General features: G+C 65.2%; 15 protein-coding genes and 1 pseudogene. 9 read left to right on the top strand and 7 right to left on the bottom strand.

All coding sequences use genetic code 11. The features are described 5' to 3' along the window. Positions 1-43: 43 nt before the first annotated feature. Genes CJ179_RS52295 through CJ179_RS36555 form a run of 3 tightly spaced genes read right to left on the bottom strand, consistent with a single transcriptional unit; the run spans position 44 to position 2,404 of the window. On the bottom strand, positions 44-634 hold the full coding sequence (locus CJ179_RS52295) for a hypothetical protein (RefSeq protein ID WP_095864673.1): 591 nt from the start codon (positions 632-634) through the stop codon (positions 44-46). A gap of 34 nt (positions 635-668) precedes the next feature. After that, positions 669-1,601 carry a protein phosphatase 2C domain-containing protein gene (locus CJ179_RS36550; RefSeq protein ID WP_095864674.1) on the bottom strand — a complete coding sequence of 311 codons (933 nt, stop codon included), beginning with the start codon at positions 1,599-1,601 and terminating at the stop codon, positions 669-671. Beyond that, positions 1,586-2,404, bottom strand: a complete 819-nt coding sequence (locus tag CJ179_RS36555; protein WP_095864675.1) for a VWA domain-containing protein — start codon at positions 2,402-2,404, stop codon at positions 1,586-1,588. The genes CJ179_RS36550 and CJ179_RS36555 overlap by 16 nt, the downstream gene beginning before the upstream one ends. A 905-nt stretch (positions 2,405-3,309) precedes the next feature. On the opposite strand from CJ179_RS36555, the gene CJ179_RS51655 reads away from it, so the two are divergent. Beyond that, positions 3,310-3,801 carry an HNH endonuclease gene (locus CJ179_RS51655; RefSeq protein WP_218834883.1) on the top strand — a complete coding sequence of 164 codons (492 nt, stop codon included), beginning with the start codon at positions 3,310-3,312 and terminating at the stop codon, positions 3,799-3,801. A 305-nt stretch (positions 3,802-4,106) separates the two neighbouring features. Here the strand turns inward: CJ179_RS51655 and CJ179_RS36565 are convergent, their stop codons facing one another. After that, positions 4,107-4,478 carry a DUF4234 domain-containing protein gene (locus CJ179_RS36565; RefSeq protein ID WP_095864677.1) on the bottom strand — a complete coding sequence of 124 codons (372 nt, stop codon included), beginning with the start codon at positions 4,476-4,478 and terminating at the stop codon, positions 4,107-4,109. Between the two features lie 418 nt (positions 4,479-4,896). Between CJ179_RS36565 and CJ179_RS36570 the strand changes: the two genes are divergently transcribed. After that, a complete protein-coding gene (locus CJ179_RS36570) occupies positions 4,897-5,823 on the top strand; it encodes a PASTA domain-containing protein (protein ID WP_179377782.1) in 927 nt (308 codons plus the stop codon). Positions 5,824-7,026: 1,203 nt separating this feature from the next. On the opposite strand, the gene CJ179_RS53255 is transcribed toward CJ179_RS36570, so the two are convergent. From CJ179_RS53255 to CJ179_RS36580, 3 genes and pseudogenes are all read right to left on the bottom strand, one after another. Further along, on the bottom strand, positions 7,027-7,338 hold the full coding sequence (locus tag CJ179_RS53255; RefSeq protein WP_257015956.1) for a DUF732 domain-containing protein: 312 nt from the start codon (positions 7,336-7,338) through the stop codon (positions 7,027-7,029). A 267-nt stretch (positions 7,339-7,605) separates the two neighbouring features. Beyond that, positions 7,606-7,701, bottom strand: a pseudogene (locus tag CJ179_RS54205) (DUF2510 domain-containing protein); the annotation flags it as partial. A 68-nt stretch (positions 7,702-7,769) separates the two neighbouring features. Then, the gene (locus CJ179_RS36580; RefSeq protein WP_095864679.1) at positions 7,770-8,483 is read right to left on the bottom strand and encodes a DUF2510 domain-containing protein; all 714 of its coding nucleotides are present in this window, start codon (positions 8,481-8,483) and stop codon (positions 7,770-7,772) included. Between the two features lie 806 nt (positions 8,484-9,289). On the opposite strand from CJ179_RS36580, the gene CJ179_RS53260 reads away from it, so the two are divergent. The 7 genes from CJ179_RS53260 (at position 9,290) to CJ179_RS53270 (ending at position 14,033) form a co-directional block, all read left to right on the top strand. Beyond that, positions 9,290-9,418 (top strand): hypothetical protein, encoded by a 129-nt coding sequence (locus tag CJ179_RS53260; RefSeq protein ID WP_257015957.1) that lies wholly within the window; start codon positions 9,290-9,292, stop codon positions 9,416-9,418. Between the two features lie 111 nt (positions 9,419-9,529). Next, entirely contained in the window at positions 9,530-10,003 is a 474-nt protein-coding gene (locus CJ179_RS51660; protein ID WP_179377783.1) for a hypothetical protein, read from the top strand. After that, positions 9,931-10,605, top strand: a complete 675-nt coding sequence (locus CJ179_RS36595; RefSeq protein WP_143548978.1) for a DNA replication initiation control protein YabA — start codon at positions 9,931-9,933, stop codon at positions 10,603-10,605. The genes CJ179_RS51660 and CJ179_RS36595 overlap by 73 nt, the downstream gene beginning before the upstream one ends. Beyond that, the gene (locus CJ179_RS36600; RefSeq protein WP_095864682.1) at positions 10,605-11,756 is read left to right on the top strand and encodes a hypothetical protein; all 1,152 of its coding nucleotides are present in this window, start codon (positions 10,605-10,607) and stop codon (positions 11,754-11,756) included. The genes CJ179_RS36595 and CJ179_RS36600 overlap by 1 nt, the downstream gene beginning before the upstream one ends. Before the next feature lie 319 nt (positions 11,757-12,075). Continuing rightward, complete coding sequence (locus CJ179_RS36605; protein WP_095864683.1) at positions 12,076-12,369, top strand: hypothetical protein; 294 nt, start codon at positions 12,076-12,078, stop codon at positions 12,367-12,369. A 704-nt stretch (positions 12,370-13,073) separates the two neighbouring features. After that, entirely contained in the window at positions 13,074-13,436 is a 363-nt protein-coding gene (locus CJ179_RS53265) for a hypothetical protein (RefSeq protein ID WP_257015958.1), read from the top strand. A 282-nt stretch (positions 13,437-13,718) separates the two neighbouring features. Next, complete coding sequence (locus tag CJ179_RS53270) at positions 13,719-14,033, top strand: hypothetical protein (protein ID WP_257015959.1); 315 nt, start codon at positions 13,719-13,721, stop codon at positions 14,031-14,033. Positions 14,034-14,222: the final 189 nt, after the last annotated feature.

Raw genomic sequence — 14,222 nt, forward strand, 5'->3', positions numbered from 1 at the left:
TACTTGTTTCGAGGAATGGAACCAGCGGACGAGCGAGGGGACATCACCCTCGTGCCGTCGGCCGAACGTGCCACATCAGGGCCAACGGGAGCGCAGCAACGAGCAGGGTCAGCCCCAACACCGTCGGAAAGGCCGCGCGCATCTGCCACAACCTGAGGTACCCCACACTGGAGTAACAGGGCCACGCAATCACCGAGTTCGTCCAATACTGGGTCGCAGAACACCCCCAATAGGAGGGGACGGTAGGCGAATCACCATAGATCGCAGGAGGAATCGTCTGGTCGACGTCCGGTGCGCGAGCTTCGACCGCCGAGATCGTCGGTGCCGCCATGGCCCGCAGATCGTTCGCGAAGAATGCTTGCGCGATCGGGAACGACACGACGATCCCCAACACCACAACCGCTCCATACAGTTGCAGTCGGAACGATCTGGCGCTGCGTTCGGACCGTGCAACGGCCTCACGGCCACCGACCACCATGCGATGCCACCGCGGATACCGGTAGATCCCCCACGCTACAGCGAGGACCGCAAGTGGCTTCCACACGACGCTGCCGAGGGCACCGAGAGCCACCACCGGGATCGACGCGACCACCGCCGTGCACGCAGCGACCGGATCGACGAGGGTCGACCTCAACCGACCGCAGGCACGCTGTACCTGTCGACGGTGGTCAGGGGCGCGGAGACCAGATCGCGATTCCGGTCCGGTCATCGAACAGCCCTCGCTTTCCGAACGAAGCCTGGGCCGCGAAGTTCAACGCGGTCGGCGGCGAAGCCCACTGGTCTCCGAGAGTGCGCGCGACCTGGTTGGTTCCATCGCCCAGCGCATCACCGATGCCGTCCGAGCACAGCAGCAGAACGGCGGCGGATTCGAGTATGACCTGCAACGGCTCGACAGCGGTGTGCTTGGAGATGGGCAGCGCGGAGGTGGTGGTGCTCGTGACGTCGGTGGAGGGGGTTTTGCCGCCGAGCAACGCACTCCACGACGCAGGCGCACCCGGACTGCGATCTGTTCGGCCCAGCCAGAGTGACGAGTCTCCGACGCCGGCACAGGTCACTGTCCAGTTGTCCTCAGCAGCGGTGTCGATGACCGCGACCAGCGCCGTTGTCGCCATCAGGTTCCGAACGTCGGCGAGGGTGCCATCCTTCACGCCGTGTCTCCGGGCCACGGCATTCACGTGTTCGGAGGCATCACGGAACAAGCCAGTCCAGAACGGCTCGGACACCTCCAGATCGACGCCGACAAGTTCGTCAACCAGAAAGTCCGCCGCTGCCGCCGCGGCGACGTGAGAGTGCGGTGCGCTGCCCACTCCGTCGCAGACCGCGACCACCAGCCGGCCCGTGCCGGCGGAGTACCGCACCGCATACGCGTCCTGCCGGACGGACCCGTCGTACCGGTGCGACAGGCCGCGAACGGAGGCGGCGCGAACGGCCCACCCCCCGAAGTCGAATGCATCGCAGACCGTGTCCGGCGGCGCGGGTTCCGCCAAGGGCTCGTTTCCGCCGATCTCCCCATAGGATCGACCTGGATCGCCGATCGTGTAGGGCTCGGGCAACGCAGAGAGGTCGTCGGCCAGCGCGTCCTGGCTCACACGGTGTCCCATGCGGGAGCTTGCTGCAGGACGTCTTCCGTTCCGGCCTTCTCCAAAGTGATCTTGGGGGAGCCGCCGGCAGCGGATTGGGTGGAGCTGACGACCGACTGCACGACGATCTTCGCGATCGCCGCGATCGAATCGGCGCGTGTCATCCCCTGCTTCGCAATGAAGTAGAAGCTCTCATTGCGGCGTTTCGGGTGCGTGGTGTATGCGAGATTCTCCGCGTTCGCATCACCGAAGCCGAACGGAATGATGTTCGGGTACGGCGTGGCGGACACCAGGTCGTTGAATGCGCGCTGCCACTCCGCGTCGTCTTCGGTGGGATACCCATCGGTGACGAAGAAGACCATCGGGCGATACACCGTCGAATGCTTGGCCTTCAGCGCCGGAACATCCGCTGCGATCTGCCGGCGGAGCGCATCGAACGCGGCAGCGAAGGAGGTCGCGCCCCGCGTCTCGAGGATGGTGCCGCTGCCGATGAGCGTGTCACGCGCCAGATCCATCATCGGAATATCCACTCGCGCCGAGTCGCTGAAGCTCATCACCGACACGCGCGCGATGTCCGCAAGAATCGGACTGCGCAGGATCTGATCCTTCAGATCACGCAATGCCTGATTGAGCGCTCCCATCTCGTTCTCCATGGAGTACGAGACATCGAAGAGCAGGTAGAACGGTGCGACGGGTGCTTCGTCGACCTCCACCTGGGCCGGCGCGAATCCCGTCGCGTGCGCGGAAAACGGCTGCGTGGCCGAATCCGGCGCGCCATACGGCTGCGGCGGAGACGGGTATGAAAATCCCCCCGGGTCAGTCATTTCCGTCTGTCCTTCTGTTCGGTGGAAGCACTTCTCTATAGCTGCTGGCGATGGCGCCGTTACAACCCCGCGCAACGGGCACGATTTACCCTGCTCCGCAGAGTCTAAGCAGCCCAGCCGAAGCCGAATAACCGTGACCGGCAGATTTATTCAACTGAATGACAGGCCGCGCAGGCCGCGCGAGAGGCCACCGACAGGGGCGCGCTGTCGGTCAGGTGACCGACGGGCCGACGTTGCCATCGACTCGGCCACGTACGTCAGGGCCGTGGGGAAGGCCAGGTCGCCGACCTCGGATATGCTCCCCGCGCCGGAGGAGTGTGACTCACTCGGGCTGAACACACTGATGGCCCGCCCCGCGGCCGCTGAGGATGAGGACAGTGACGAACAGCGCAAATTACCAGTGGTCGGGTGGCGCACATAGCATGCCGCCCGGAGGCGAGTCCCCCCGTCGGGGCGGCTGCCGTCGGTGTGGCGAGCGAACCAAGTTGTTCCGCACGTACTGTCCGAACTGCCAACCCTTCGTCCGGCGCATCCTCGCCGAGTACGCCGATGCCGCGAAGCAGGTTCTTGACCGGTCAGGACCACTGAGCCCCGAGTGGGACAACCTGCAGCGGTGGTTGAGCGGATCAGGGGTCCCCCCTGAGGAAGCGACATCGACGATCGCTCGCGAAGCGTCGGCGTGGCTGAACCGACTCGTCGTAGACATATGCGCCGACGGAATCGTCACCGATCGCGAGATGCACACCTTCACCAGGGCGACGGCAATACTGAACCTACCCGACCGACAGGTCGCTCCCCTCAGACAACAGCTGGCACGTGAACAGACGCTCGGCACCATCCGGCAGGGCGCACTTCCGAACATTGCCGTGTCGGGTCTGCACCTCCATTCTGGGGAGATCTGCCACATGATCGTTGGTGCAACACGGTGGCGTGACCTCAAATCCGGGCCGCAAGCAACCCCGGGGCAATTCGGTGTCACCAACCGACGGGTCCTGTTCATCGCTCCGCAACACGGCGGCGAGGTACCGCTGTCGAAGCTTCAGCGAGTGTCGTACTTCGATCCCCGGACGATCCTCTTGGAGGCCACCAGCAGGTCACTGAGCGGCCGATTCACCGTCGAAGACGCGGAGTACGCGGTGCTCATCGTCGACATCGCGCTGCGGATCGACCGCCGCCAATTGTTCCCCGGCCAGGCCGGCCAGCGATCGCGACACGTCCCGCCACACGTCCGCAACGCGGTGTTCCAGCGGGATGGGGGACGGTGTCAACAGTGCAGCGCAACCGAGTACCTCGAGTTCGACCACATCATCCCCCACTCGATGGGAGGGTCGAACGACGCCAACAATATTCAACTCCTCTGCCGCCGCTGCAATCTCGCGAAGGGCGCTCGTATATGAGCCCGCCTACAGCGCACCGGCGTTTCGTCGAGCCCGCTGTCTCTCCAACCCGAGTAACAGCGGGTTAGGCCAAGAGTAGACGCGCAGGTGTCATTCGTACGGTATACGCGAGCGCGTGGTTCCGCGCTGATCCGCGGAGGGCCGTGCCGATGGACGGTCATCACAACCCCGAACCGCGGCTGTGATGACACGGTGCAAAGTCATCGACAGAGGTCCGAGAAACACTCGACCTCCGCATCATTCGATGGGTGCATGATGCGGAGGTCAGGTCTAACCGTGGGTGTAACCGGATTTGCGCTCCGGAACTACGCGGGTGCGTGCTGGGTGGCGCGGCTGGAGTAGATATCGACGAGAATGTTGATGCGGCGCTGCAGGTACCGGGTGTGCGAGCCGAACCAGAACGGCGCCCACAGCCAGGTGACGACCGGCGACACCCGAGTCGAGGACCCGGCCTGGGTGTGGGCCTGGTTGAGGCGCTTGGCGGTCCGGGACAGGCCGATGAGCCCGTAGATGGGGATCAGCTGGGACCACCACCGGGTCCAGCCTTCGCGGCTGACGCCGGCGGTGGCGGCCAGTTCCCCGCCGATGCGGTCGTACCAGACCAGGTAGTAGATACCGAAGGTGATGACGGTCAGCCACCACAGCCCCCAGGCTCCTTGCTTTCGAATCCCCGACATCGGCTGAACCGTCGTCACGGCTATCCCCCTCGCGTTGAATTTTCCGAATCTGGCCTGCCGGTGAAAATCTCGTCCTGCTTCTGCACGTTAGTTTCACTCGCTGCGGAGCCGACACGGCGAATCACATCAGACGATCTAGTGCAGCGGTATAGATCGAACGAATTATCTTCGACCTACCGCACATCGGTGAACGGGCTGTTCGTTTGATGGGGCTTGGTCGCGAGATCGAACTCGCGCAGCGCGTCGACTCTGTAACACGCGAAGAGGCGCGCGCGACACACCGAGCGGAGCAGGGCACGTGAACCGGTCTCGCGGAGGAGACCGAGCGATCATCGGCGGACCTGCTGATCGACCCCACCCGACATCGGTCGTTCGCGTTCCCACGCGCACGATGCGCAATACCGTAAAGAGGCCGGCCATGCTCGGAAAACGACTCGGTGCAGTGATAGCTGCCGCTCTGACCGGCATCGTTCTGACCGCGTGCGACGACAAGATGAGCAGCGGCGCCACCAGCGACGTGATACCCGACGTCATCGGAATGACGCTGTTGGACGCGAAAGACGAACTCGACCCCACTGGGCTCGATGTCGAGACCATCGACATCACTGGTCAGGATCGCATGGTGCTCGTAGAGGGGAACTGGTTCGTCGCCGGCCAGGATCTCCTTGCGGGCCAGCCTGCCGGCGACCGGACCACCATCACCTTGAGTATCGGCAAGGAAGGTGAGGCGAGAGCACCCGAAGATCCGTCGCCACCGGCGCAAGACCCGCCCGCAGTTGTGCCTGAGGTCGTCGGAATGAAGCTCCCCGACGCGAAGGCTGCGATCGAAGCTCTCGGCCTCGATGTCGAGTTGCACGATGACACCGGCGGCAATCGTTCGGTGTTCTGGGAACACAACTGGACGGTCAGCAGTCAGAGTGTCGCCGGCGGCGACACGGTGGCTGCCGGCCAGGTCCTCACGCTTGGCGTGCTCAAAGATGGCGAGCACCCGCCCACCACCACGGTTCAGGCTCCGGCTCCTTCCACCACCGTGGACGACGAGATCGCACAAATGGATCCTGCAACGCAAACGGCGATCAACGATGCGACCTACTTGGGTACCCTCGAACTCGGCGGGATCGCTGTCGGTGACGAGCAGACAGCTATCGCGGCCGGCCATACTCTCTGCTCAGACCTGAGCGCCGGAACGGATCCGTTCATGATTCGGTACGCAATGATCAAGAGCAGCATGGATAGGAATGCGCCGGTCAGCGGCGACGAGGCCCAGTGGATCCTGGAGGCGGCCGCCGTCGCCTACTGCCCGGAATTCACTGCGGACGTGACCAACAGCGGTTTCCCCCGGTAGAGCCTCAATACTTTCCGGTGGGGGTGGGGCAGGGGCCCGGTGTATTTGGTGAGTCCGAGGCCGCGGTTCGCTCTTTGCTGCGGCCGGCGGGTCCGTTGGCAGGTTCGCGGACCCAGGTGCCGGTGGTGTCGAGTTCGGGCATGTGTTCGCTGCCGCCGACGGTGTTGCGACGAATACTCGAATTTGCCCTTGAACCCGGCGGCCGGAAGGGGGTCATTTTTTCGGGTTCCGGTGACGCAACTGCCCGCAAAGGGACCCACCCGGCGCAACCGTGAGCTGCAGGTGGGGTCTCACTGCCCAGTCGCCCAAGGCTGCGGCAGGCGAAATCCCGCCGAGGTCGGCAGACGAAAGGCGGGGCCGGCACCGGCCAGACGGTGAGGTCGGGATCGGTGCGCGCCGAGACTAACCGTGACGCGCTGGCGCCGCTAGAGATTCGTCCACGATTCAACCACCGAATCGATCACACCGGAGATGGAGTCTTCCTATGGCCCGGGCCCGCAGGGGCAGTGCTGCGGCGAGTCCTCGTGAGGGGTGGGATGCACACCGCCCCGAATGGCGATTGCGCCGAGGATTACCGCATCGCCAAGCAGTGCAGCGGCCATCGCGCCGAGGACGACGCTGTCGTATGCGTCTGCGACCAAAGCGCCCATGGGGGCTGCAACGGCGCCGGCGACAACACACGACTCCCATAGCCAGCGATAACGCCTCACGTGCGGACTGTAACTGAACGATTGCCCAATACGTCATCCGCTACCCCTATGAGCTCTGTCGCAGGCGGACCAGGGTGCTTGGCTGGGGTCATGCCGTCCCGCTGTCGGTGAGGTAAGCGTGGCGACTTTCAGTGCGCGATATGGGTGAACCGCTTGAGACCCGACCGAACGCGCGTAGAGCGGACATGCACTGCGAACCGCAGGTTAAGAGTTGGATAGGCGAAACCCGCCAGCGCTGGGGGTTCGCTGGCGGGGTTCTACGCCGACGGTGAGGTTGTGCGGGGTGGTGTCGGCGTGAACGACACGAGACCACGACCGGTGACAATCAGCAAGAGTCTCGCTCTGCATTGGTGGCCGAACAATCTCACACCAGAAAAATTGAGAATCGCGAGACGGGGAGCCCACCCATGCGCTGCGGCGATGGCAGCGAGGCGGGACCGTCGCGGACCCTGGGGATCTGCATCGGCTCCGCACACCCCAGGGCAGCTACCACCTACCACCTACCATCTACCACCCACCGGCCCGGGATCTGTCCCTCGTGCTGGTCGCAGAAGGCGCCGATTGCAATGCCTGCGAGCTGGCCGGCCTGTTCCGGTGTACATTCAGGGTTGCTCTCGAGCAGTCCCGCTCCTGTGGCGACGAACGTCTTCCCCTCGTCGAGCGATGCACAAACGTAGATGGCCTGGAGGTAGAGGTAGTCGTTCCCGTACTCATTCGGGAAGTCGAGTCGATTGAGTGCGGCGATGAAGAGGGGAGCCCCCGAGCTGTCGATCGAGCTCGCCTTGGTCGTTGTCGTACGCACCACGGGTGGGACATAGGCTGCTGGCGGCCGAGAACGGGTCGTCGTAGTTGTCGCGGCCGCCGCCGTCGTCGTGGTGGTGGTTTCGGTAGTCGTTTCGCGCGAACTCGACGCGGTCGAGGATTCATCGTTCGCAGCGAGAACGCTGAATCCGATAAACCCGACGGCAACCGCGGCTATGGCCCCTACCGCAATCAGGTTGTTCCGCTTCCGCACCTTCGGATCGATCGGCGGCGGCGGATCTTTCGGGCCCTCGTGGATCGCTCGCGGCTTGGTTGCAGACGTCCACTGACTCCCATCCCACCAGCGAAGTTGAGATCTTCCTTCAGGGTCGGGATGCCACCCTGCTGGGGGTGCTGGGGTCGTCATGCGGGTGTCAAACCAGACGTTCGGGACATGACTTGGTGCTCCTTCAGATAGCGGGTGAGGTCGGGCAGTCACCTACCTGGTAGTGCGCTTTCGAATTGCGGGCAGTAGCCTGCGACCGCCGCTCCGACGATGAATGATGCGTCGGCGAGGTCGTACGCACCGTTGCTGCCGATGGTCACCCCGGCGACTTCGTCGGCGTAGTTCGCACCCCTGCCGAAGTCGTTGCACACGCCCTCGGCGAGGTCGACGATTGCCGCTTTGCTGGAGTATCGAATCCCCTCGGCGTCGAGAACCTCGACCAGCATGGCGTCGACAGCTTGATTCGTCGCGCTTGTGCGCGCCGGTGTAGTGATCGGGACAACCGGTGTCGACACCGGGGATGTTGTCGGAGAGGTGATTACAGATGAGATCGTGGTCCCTGCAGCACTGCTGGTCGGAGCGTTCGCGCTCTTGTCGTCCTCGGCGTCGCCCCGGGCGTAAAGAGTGACTGCGAGTGCGGCTACGGCTACGGCTGCAACGGCAAGAGCAACTTTCCCCTTCGAGCCCTTCGAGCGCTGCTCAGTCGTCGCCGCGACGGTTCGCTGCTCCGTGAACTTCTCTCCATCCCAGTAGTGCTCGATCTTGGGGTTGGAGGGAAGTGGGAACCAGCCAGGCCCGTCTGGTGTTGCTGTGCGGGGTAGGGCTTTGGTGGCAGAGGTCCACTGCTTGCCGTCCCACCAGCGGAGGTGCGGCTTGCCGTCCGGGTCGGGGTTCCATCCAACCGGAGGCGTCGGAGTCGTCACCTGCGCATCAAACCAGACGTACTGGACGTGCGGTATAGGTCGCGTGAATGTATCGGCTATTGACAAGCAAACGCCACGCAAGGGGCTGGCCGACGGGTCTAGTGTCCGGATGTGACTCAACGACACCACGACTGGCTCGCTGAAATCGGTTTAGAGATGGAAGCTGCCCATGAACGGTGTGTTCTCGGATCCGCAACCGACCTCAGCCCTCACTAGCACTCTTGACGCGGGGTCTGCGGAGCAAAGGTCCGAGGGCGGACCACTTCGGGGTGAGAATCTTTGCGACAGGGCAGGTCTTGGTTCGTGGTGTCGATGGCTCGTGTGCCATTGCTTCGATCGATGTAGGTGTCGGTGCGCCTTTGGGGTGCCCGGGTATGCCGGTACGCCCGCGCTGGTGGTGTGGAGCTATCAGGATGAGTTCCCGGCTACGGATAAGGTTCTGCGGACGTTGGCGGCGGCTGATCCGGGCGGGAACAATGGTGTTCAGCGCGGTTACAAGACCCTCGACGGCAACCGGATCGCATACTTCACCTTCGCCGGCGCGAAGCAGCAGAATTTGTCGGGTGCACCGGATGTCGGCGTACCCGGTCAGGTCACGGCGGTAGTTCCCTCGGCGGCGGTTGCCGCTCTCGGTAGCGAGGTATCGGCGGGCTGCGGTGGCTGTCGGCGGCGAGGACGTCGATCGGTGCCCGAGCTAGCAAATGAGGTGCCCACCTGCACCGCGAACAGGCTGACGTTCGTCCTGCAGTGGCGTAGCCAGGTTGCGGTGATGACGAGGGTGACCAGGCCCCGGACGGAGCGGGTCCGTGAAGACCGCCGCTGCCGCGTTCAGCTCAGCGGGCATCACCGCGGATATTCGGCCGGACGTGGCGCTGGTTCAGGCAGTCACCGCTGTGCTCATGTACTCCGAGGTCTGCTGTCATTCGCATGAATGACACTGAGGTGCAGGCTGACTGACTCATCACCGTGGTCCGGGGGTGTCTTGGCCGCGGTGTCGGACCGGTCGGTGATACTGGGCTTTCTGTGTGAGTGGGAGAGGGGTGGGCGTGTCCGCGAGTGATGGTGAGCCGGTCGGGGTGTTGGAGTGGTCGGAGTCGGTGGCGTTGGCGGCGATGCAGGTGTCGTTGATGCAGTCGGATATCGGCGCGACGAAGTCCGGCAAGTCCGTGGCTGTCAAACAAGCGGTGCTCGATGATGCCGTGGCGCGCTTCCGCCGGGTGGCGGCCGAGGATCGGCCGGACCGCCCGGACTGGCTGACCGCGTTGCTGGGGGAGATGGACACCCCGGAGTTCGGGGCGGAGGCCATTGCCGCGGAGGGCCGGGGTCTTCCGCGGTGTTTCGGGTCGCGGGAGCGGTCGTTGCTGGTGCTGGTCGACCTCATCCTGTTCGACCCCTGGCCGGCGAAGCCTCCTGGCACACAGCGACCCACCGCACGAACCTTGAGGCGTTGGTGGATGACTTCCCGCACGTCGACCGGACCGATGTGGACCGGATGCGGGACGAGCACATGCTGCTGCTGAGGCGGTTGCGGCGTAAGAGTGTGCACTGGGGGAAGGTGGCGGTCATTGGTGCGGCCGGCCTGGCGGCTGGGGTGGCGACCGGTGGGTGGGCGGCACCGGTGATCGGCGCCGCGATCGGCAGTGCCGCTGGTTTGACCGGTGCGGCAGCGACCTCGGCCGGTTTGGCCACCCTCGGTGGCGGTGCGATCGCCGCGGGCGGTTTCGGGATTGCCGGCGGCACCGCAGTGGTGACCGGGCTCGGTGGCATCGCCGGAGCCGGCGTCGCTGCGGCCGGGGCCCGCTGGACGCCGTGGACGACCGGTCAGGTGGTGGCGGACGCGATGCGCCTGGATCTGATCGCACGGTGTGTGCTGATTGAGGCGGAGAACCGGGACGAGAAGCAACGCCGCGTCGTACAGAGCCTGCAGGAGCGGCTGGAGAGGGTCGTCGCCGACGGGGAGCGGCTCCTGGACCGGATCCGGGAACTCTCGCGGGAGAACGCGCGCCTGACCGCGGAGAACAAGGCATTGCGTGAGGAACTGCGCAGGCAGCACGCGGACGCGAAACGGGCCGAGGGTGCGCTCGAGGTCATTCTGGATCGTCTCCCGGAAACCGCCGCGTAATGAGCAGCGTGGACGACAGTGTCGACCGGAACCTCGACACGATCAGCCGCCGGCTCGCCGAGCTGGAATCGGCCACCGCCACCGCGCGGGCAGGCGGGGTTCCGGACCGGCTGCCGGAGAACGACACGGCCGAGCATCTCTCGTATGCGGAGTTGACTGCCGCCAATGACCGGCTCCGCAGCCGGCGCGGCTGGACCGAGATCGACCTCGACGCCGCACTCACCCCGGAGCAGCGGGCCGGGTTCGACCGGTGGCGGGCCCGGCAGCGCATCCCGTGGGACCGCGACGATGTGCTCGCCGTCGGGTTCGCGACCGTGCTGGGTGTGGCGGCGGTGTGGTACGACACCGCCGTCGACGGAGCTGTCGCCCAGGGGCTCGGCGCCACCAGGAAGACCGGGTGGATGCGCGGGTGGGAGCGGGCCGGGAAGAGGTTGCCGATCGACTACACCGGTCCCGGGTTCGGTGGCCGCGCGCACCGGGTCCGCTCCCCGGGGCATGATCTGGGCCGGCCGTTCGAGGCGCTGCGGCAGATCCGGGCGGGCGAGTTCCGCGGCGTCCGCTGGGATTACGGCGACAAACACGACGTCACCGTTGGGGGGAGGTTTCGGGAGGTCGACTCCCTCCCGGAGGCGCTCGTCCTGTGGGCGCAGCATCTGGCGGCGGACCTGGTGACGCCGATGAGCCTGCCGATGCCCGGCTCCTCCTGGCTGTATGAGCTCGACAACCGGACACTCCGTGCGTTCGCCCATGAGGTGTACCTGGGCACCTCGGCGGGCAACGGGCTGAATGTGCGATCCGGGATCCTCACCCCGTCACTGAGCGTGATCACCACCGAGGTCATTCTCCGCACCCATGTTCATGCCCGGGCGTATGCGGCAACCGGCAGCGCTCGCCTGGATGAGCGGGAGCAGGCCCGGCGAAACGAGTTGCTCCTCGCGGCGCACGCGTTCGTCGGGATCGCGTCGGCGGGGAAGACGCTGGGACGGATGATTGTCCTCGAAGACCGGAAGGGTATGGCGCTGCGCCACCTGAACGTCCCGGTACTCCTCCGCACGGGATGCCTAGCGGTCCAGGTCGCGCACGATCGCAGGGCCCGCAGCAAGGCAGCGGCTCAAGACTGGGACGAACTGGCGGCCAATTTGCTGGAGTAGGCCGCGAAACCACGACCCACCAGCACCATCGACCCGCTGCGACGAACCTCAACCCCGCGCACCCCAGGATTTTCCCGGCTCCCAGTAGATAGGACATCAAGTGCAATGGCGACAATCCACGAAGAGCGGCCCGAGTATCCAGATCCAGAGCGGACACACCACCGTGAACGTGATGACAGGCAAACTTCGTGTTGGGGTGGGGTGTTTCCCCTCCTGGGGTGGGTGAACTGACCCCTCGGGTTGCTTCAGATCGGGCGCTGGAGTGGGCAGAGTTGTACCTGTCACCGACGCACTTCCCCGACATCCTCAGGAGAACTGAATGATCAACGCCCGCCGAACCGTTGCCGCTATCGCCTTCACTGCCTTTTCGGTTCTGGGTGCGGTCGGGGCGGCGTCCGTCGCTCAGGCCGAGCCGATCGGTCCGAACGGTCCCACCGGTGGGCCGTGTCCGATCGTGAACACGGACTCGAACGGCAACGAGACGGTGACGTACGGCAAGCCTGGCGATCGCAATGGCGCCCTGGTGTGCGGTGCGGACGGCGAATGGACGGTCGGCAAGACGAAGGGCAACCCCGGGCAGATCCAGACCCAGCCCGGACTCTCCCGCGGGTAACCGACAGCAGCCTCCACAATTCCTTCTCAATGCAGTGCCCCGCATCGATGCCGGTGTGGGGCACTCTCGTCGGGAGGGACGTGTCGTCAGTCCTGGTAGAAGTGATGTGCGGGCTCATCCTCCTCGCCGAATCCAGTGGATACCGCCGGCGCCCGGCAGGTACGGATTCGGTGCATAGCAGGGGAAAACTCACCCGTGTGCCACGCGCCGGCCACCACGTGGGATCGTCCGGGGTGAATCCTGATCGCACGGTCGGCACATGCTCTTGCCACCCGACCACGTGCGATGCCTCTCTAAACCACACGCGCACAACCAGGGTCATCCACGAGTCGGCTCATTCCAGGCTCTCGACCTCATACACCCCCGCGTCCGGGTGCCGATCGGTCTACCTCCTCGTCAGTGCGGACACGAACTGCATCTCCCAGTCCGCCTGCTCGAAGTTCGCCGTGCCGTTCCGGGGTGCTGTCGGGCATCTCCTCGTAGGTACCCTGGTAGAGGTGCTGCTGTTGGTCGAGTCGATCAGAGTCCCCATCGCGATCCATTCGGTCGGTCTCGCAGCTCGTCGTGATTCGCGGCCGGTGCGTGCATCCGGTGCCGATCGATGGCCGGTTCCCTCCCTGACCGCATCCTCACAATGTCACGTTGGAAAGTGATGGAGAAGTGAGACCGCGACGAATGGGGGAGCCGTGATGTACGACCTGCCGATGACCAACCTGCCGGCCGCGCTGGAACAGATCGACAAGGCCAACACCCGACTGGCGCGCACCCCCATCGCCGACCGGTTCACCTACGAACTCGACCCCTACACCCACGAGGAGACCAACTCCCTCGGCATCACCACCGCACAGAAGCAGGTGCGCCTGACCCTGTCCGTCCCGCAGATCGGGTTCGGCGGCTGGGTGTTCGTCGCCCGCCTGGTCGAGGAGGAAGCCGGTTACGTGAGCTTCTGCGCACCGGGCCAGAACCTCGATGGCTGGAGTCGCCCGGACACCCCGCACTGCGACTACTCCGGAAAGTTCCGCCGCCGCGCCAAGGAAGTACGTGCTGCGCCACGGCGACACCGGTGAGATCACGCAGGTCGGCGCCAGCTGCATCACGTTGTTCCTCGGGGTGCAGGTCGCCGGACTGTGGACTCTCGAATACGACCTCGACGAGCACCTGCCCGCCCCGGGCGGCAGGAGTGAGGCGAACCGGCAGCCGGTGAGGACCGGTCGCTGCACACACTCGACACCATCGCCCTCGCCCTGGCCTTCTCCGAGGGCGGCCGCAGCTACATCTCCCGCACCCGGGCCTGTGACCGCGAGATCCCCGCGACCGCGGACACCATCGCGACTGCCGCGTGGGGACTGGTGTTCATCCGCAACCAGGCGGTGCGCCGCGAACTCGAAGCCGGTGTGACCGAGGCGCGGCGGATCCGGGCCGAGCAGCCCGAGCTGATCGACGCCGTCCTGGCCTCCGTCGAGACCGTCGACGAGACGAGTGGTTACGGGATGATCCTGTACACCCTGCTGGCCGGGGAGTACGTGTCCGCGAAGTCGGTGGACCGCTTCGCTGGTCGCGGTCTAGGCCGGCAGCAGCAGTTGCGAGCCGAACGCGCCACCCTCGTCCCCGGTTTCATCGCCCCGACCGGTGTCAAGGTCACCGACCTCGACGCCACCGTTTGACGGCATGAGGGACCGCTTGTGGTCGATTTCGGACCGAGTCGTTCTTGGTGCAACCCCTTCTCGTTGGGTAGTTCTCCGGCATCGCATCCCTTGAGGGGGTGGCGGCGCTCCTCGCGCGCGTTGTCATAGGACTCTTTGTGTGTTGGTCGCTGGGGCCTGATCGCAGTATGCGGTCCGGAGCGGACCGTC

This window comes from Rhodococcus sp. ACS1, assembly GCF_002300155.1.
Taxonomy (GTDB): Bacteria; Actinomycetota; Actinomycetes; order Mycobacteriales; family Mycobacteriaceae; genus Rhodococcus_F; species Rhodococcus_F koreensis.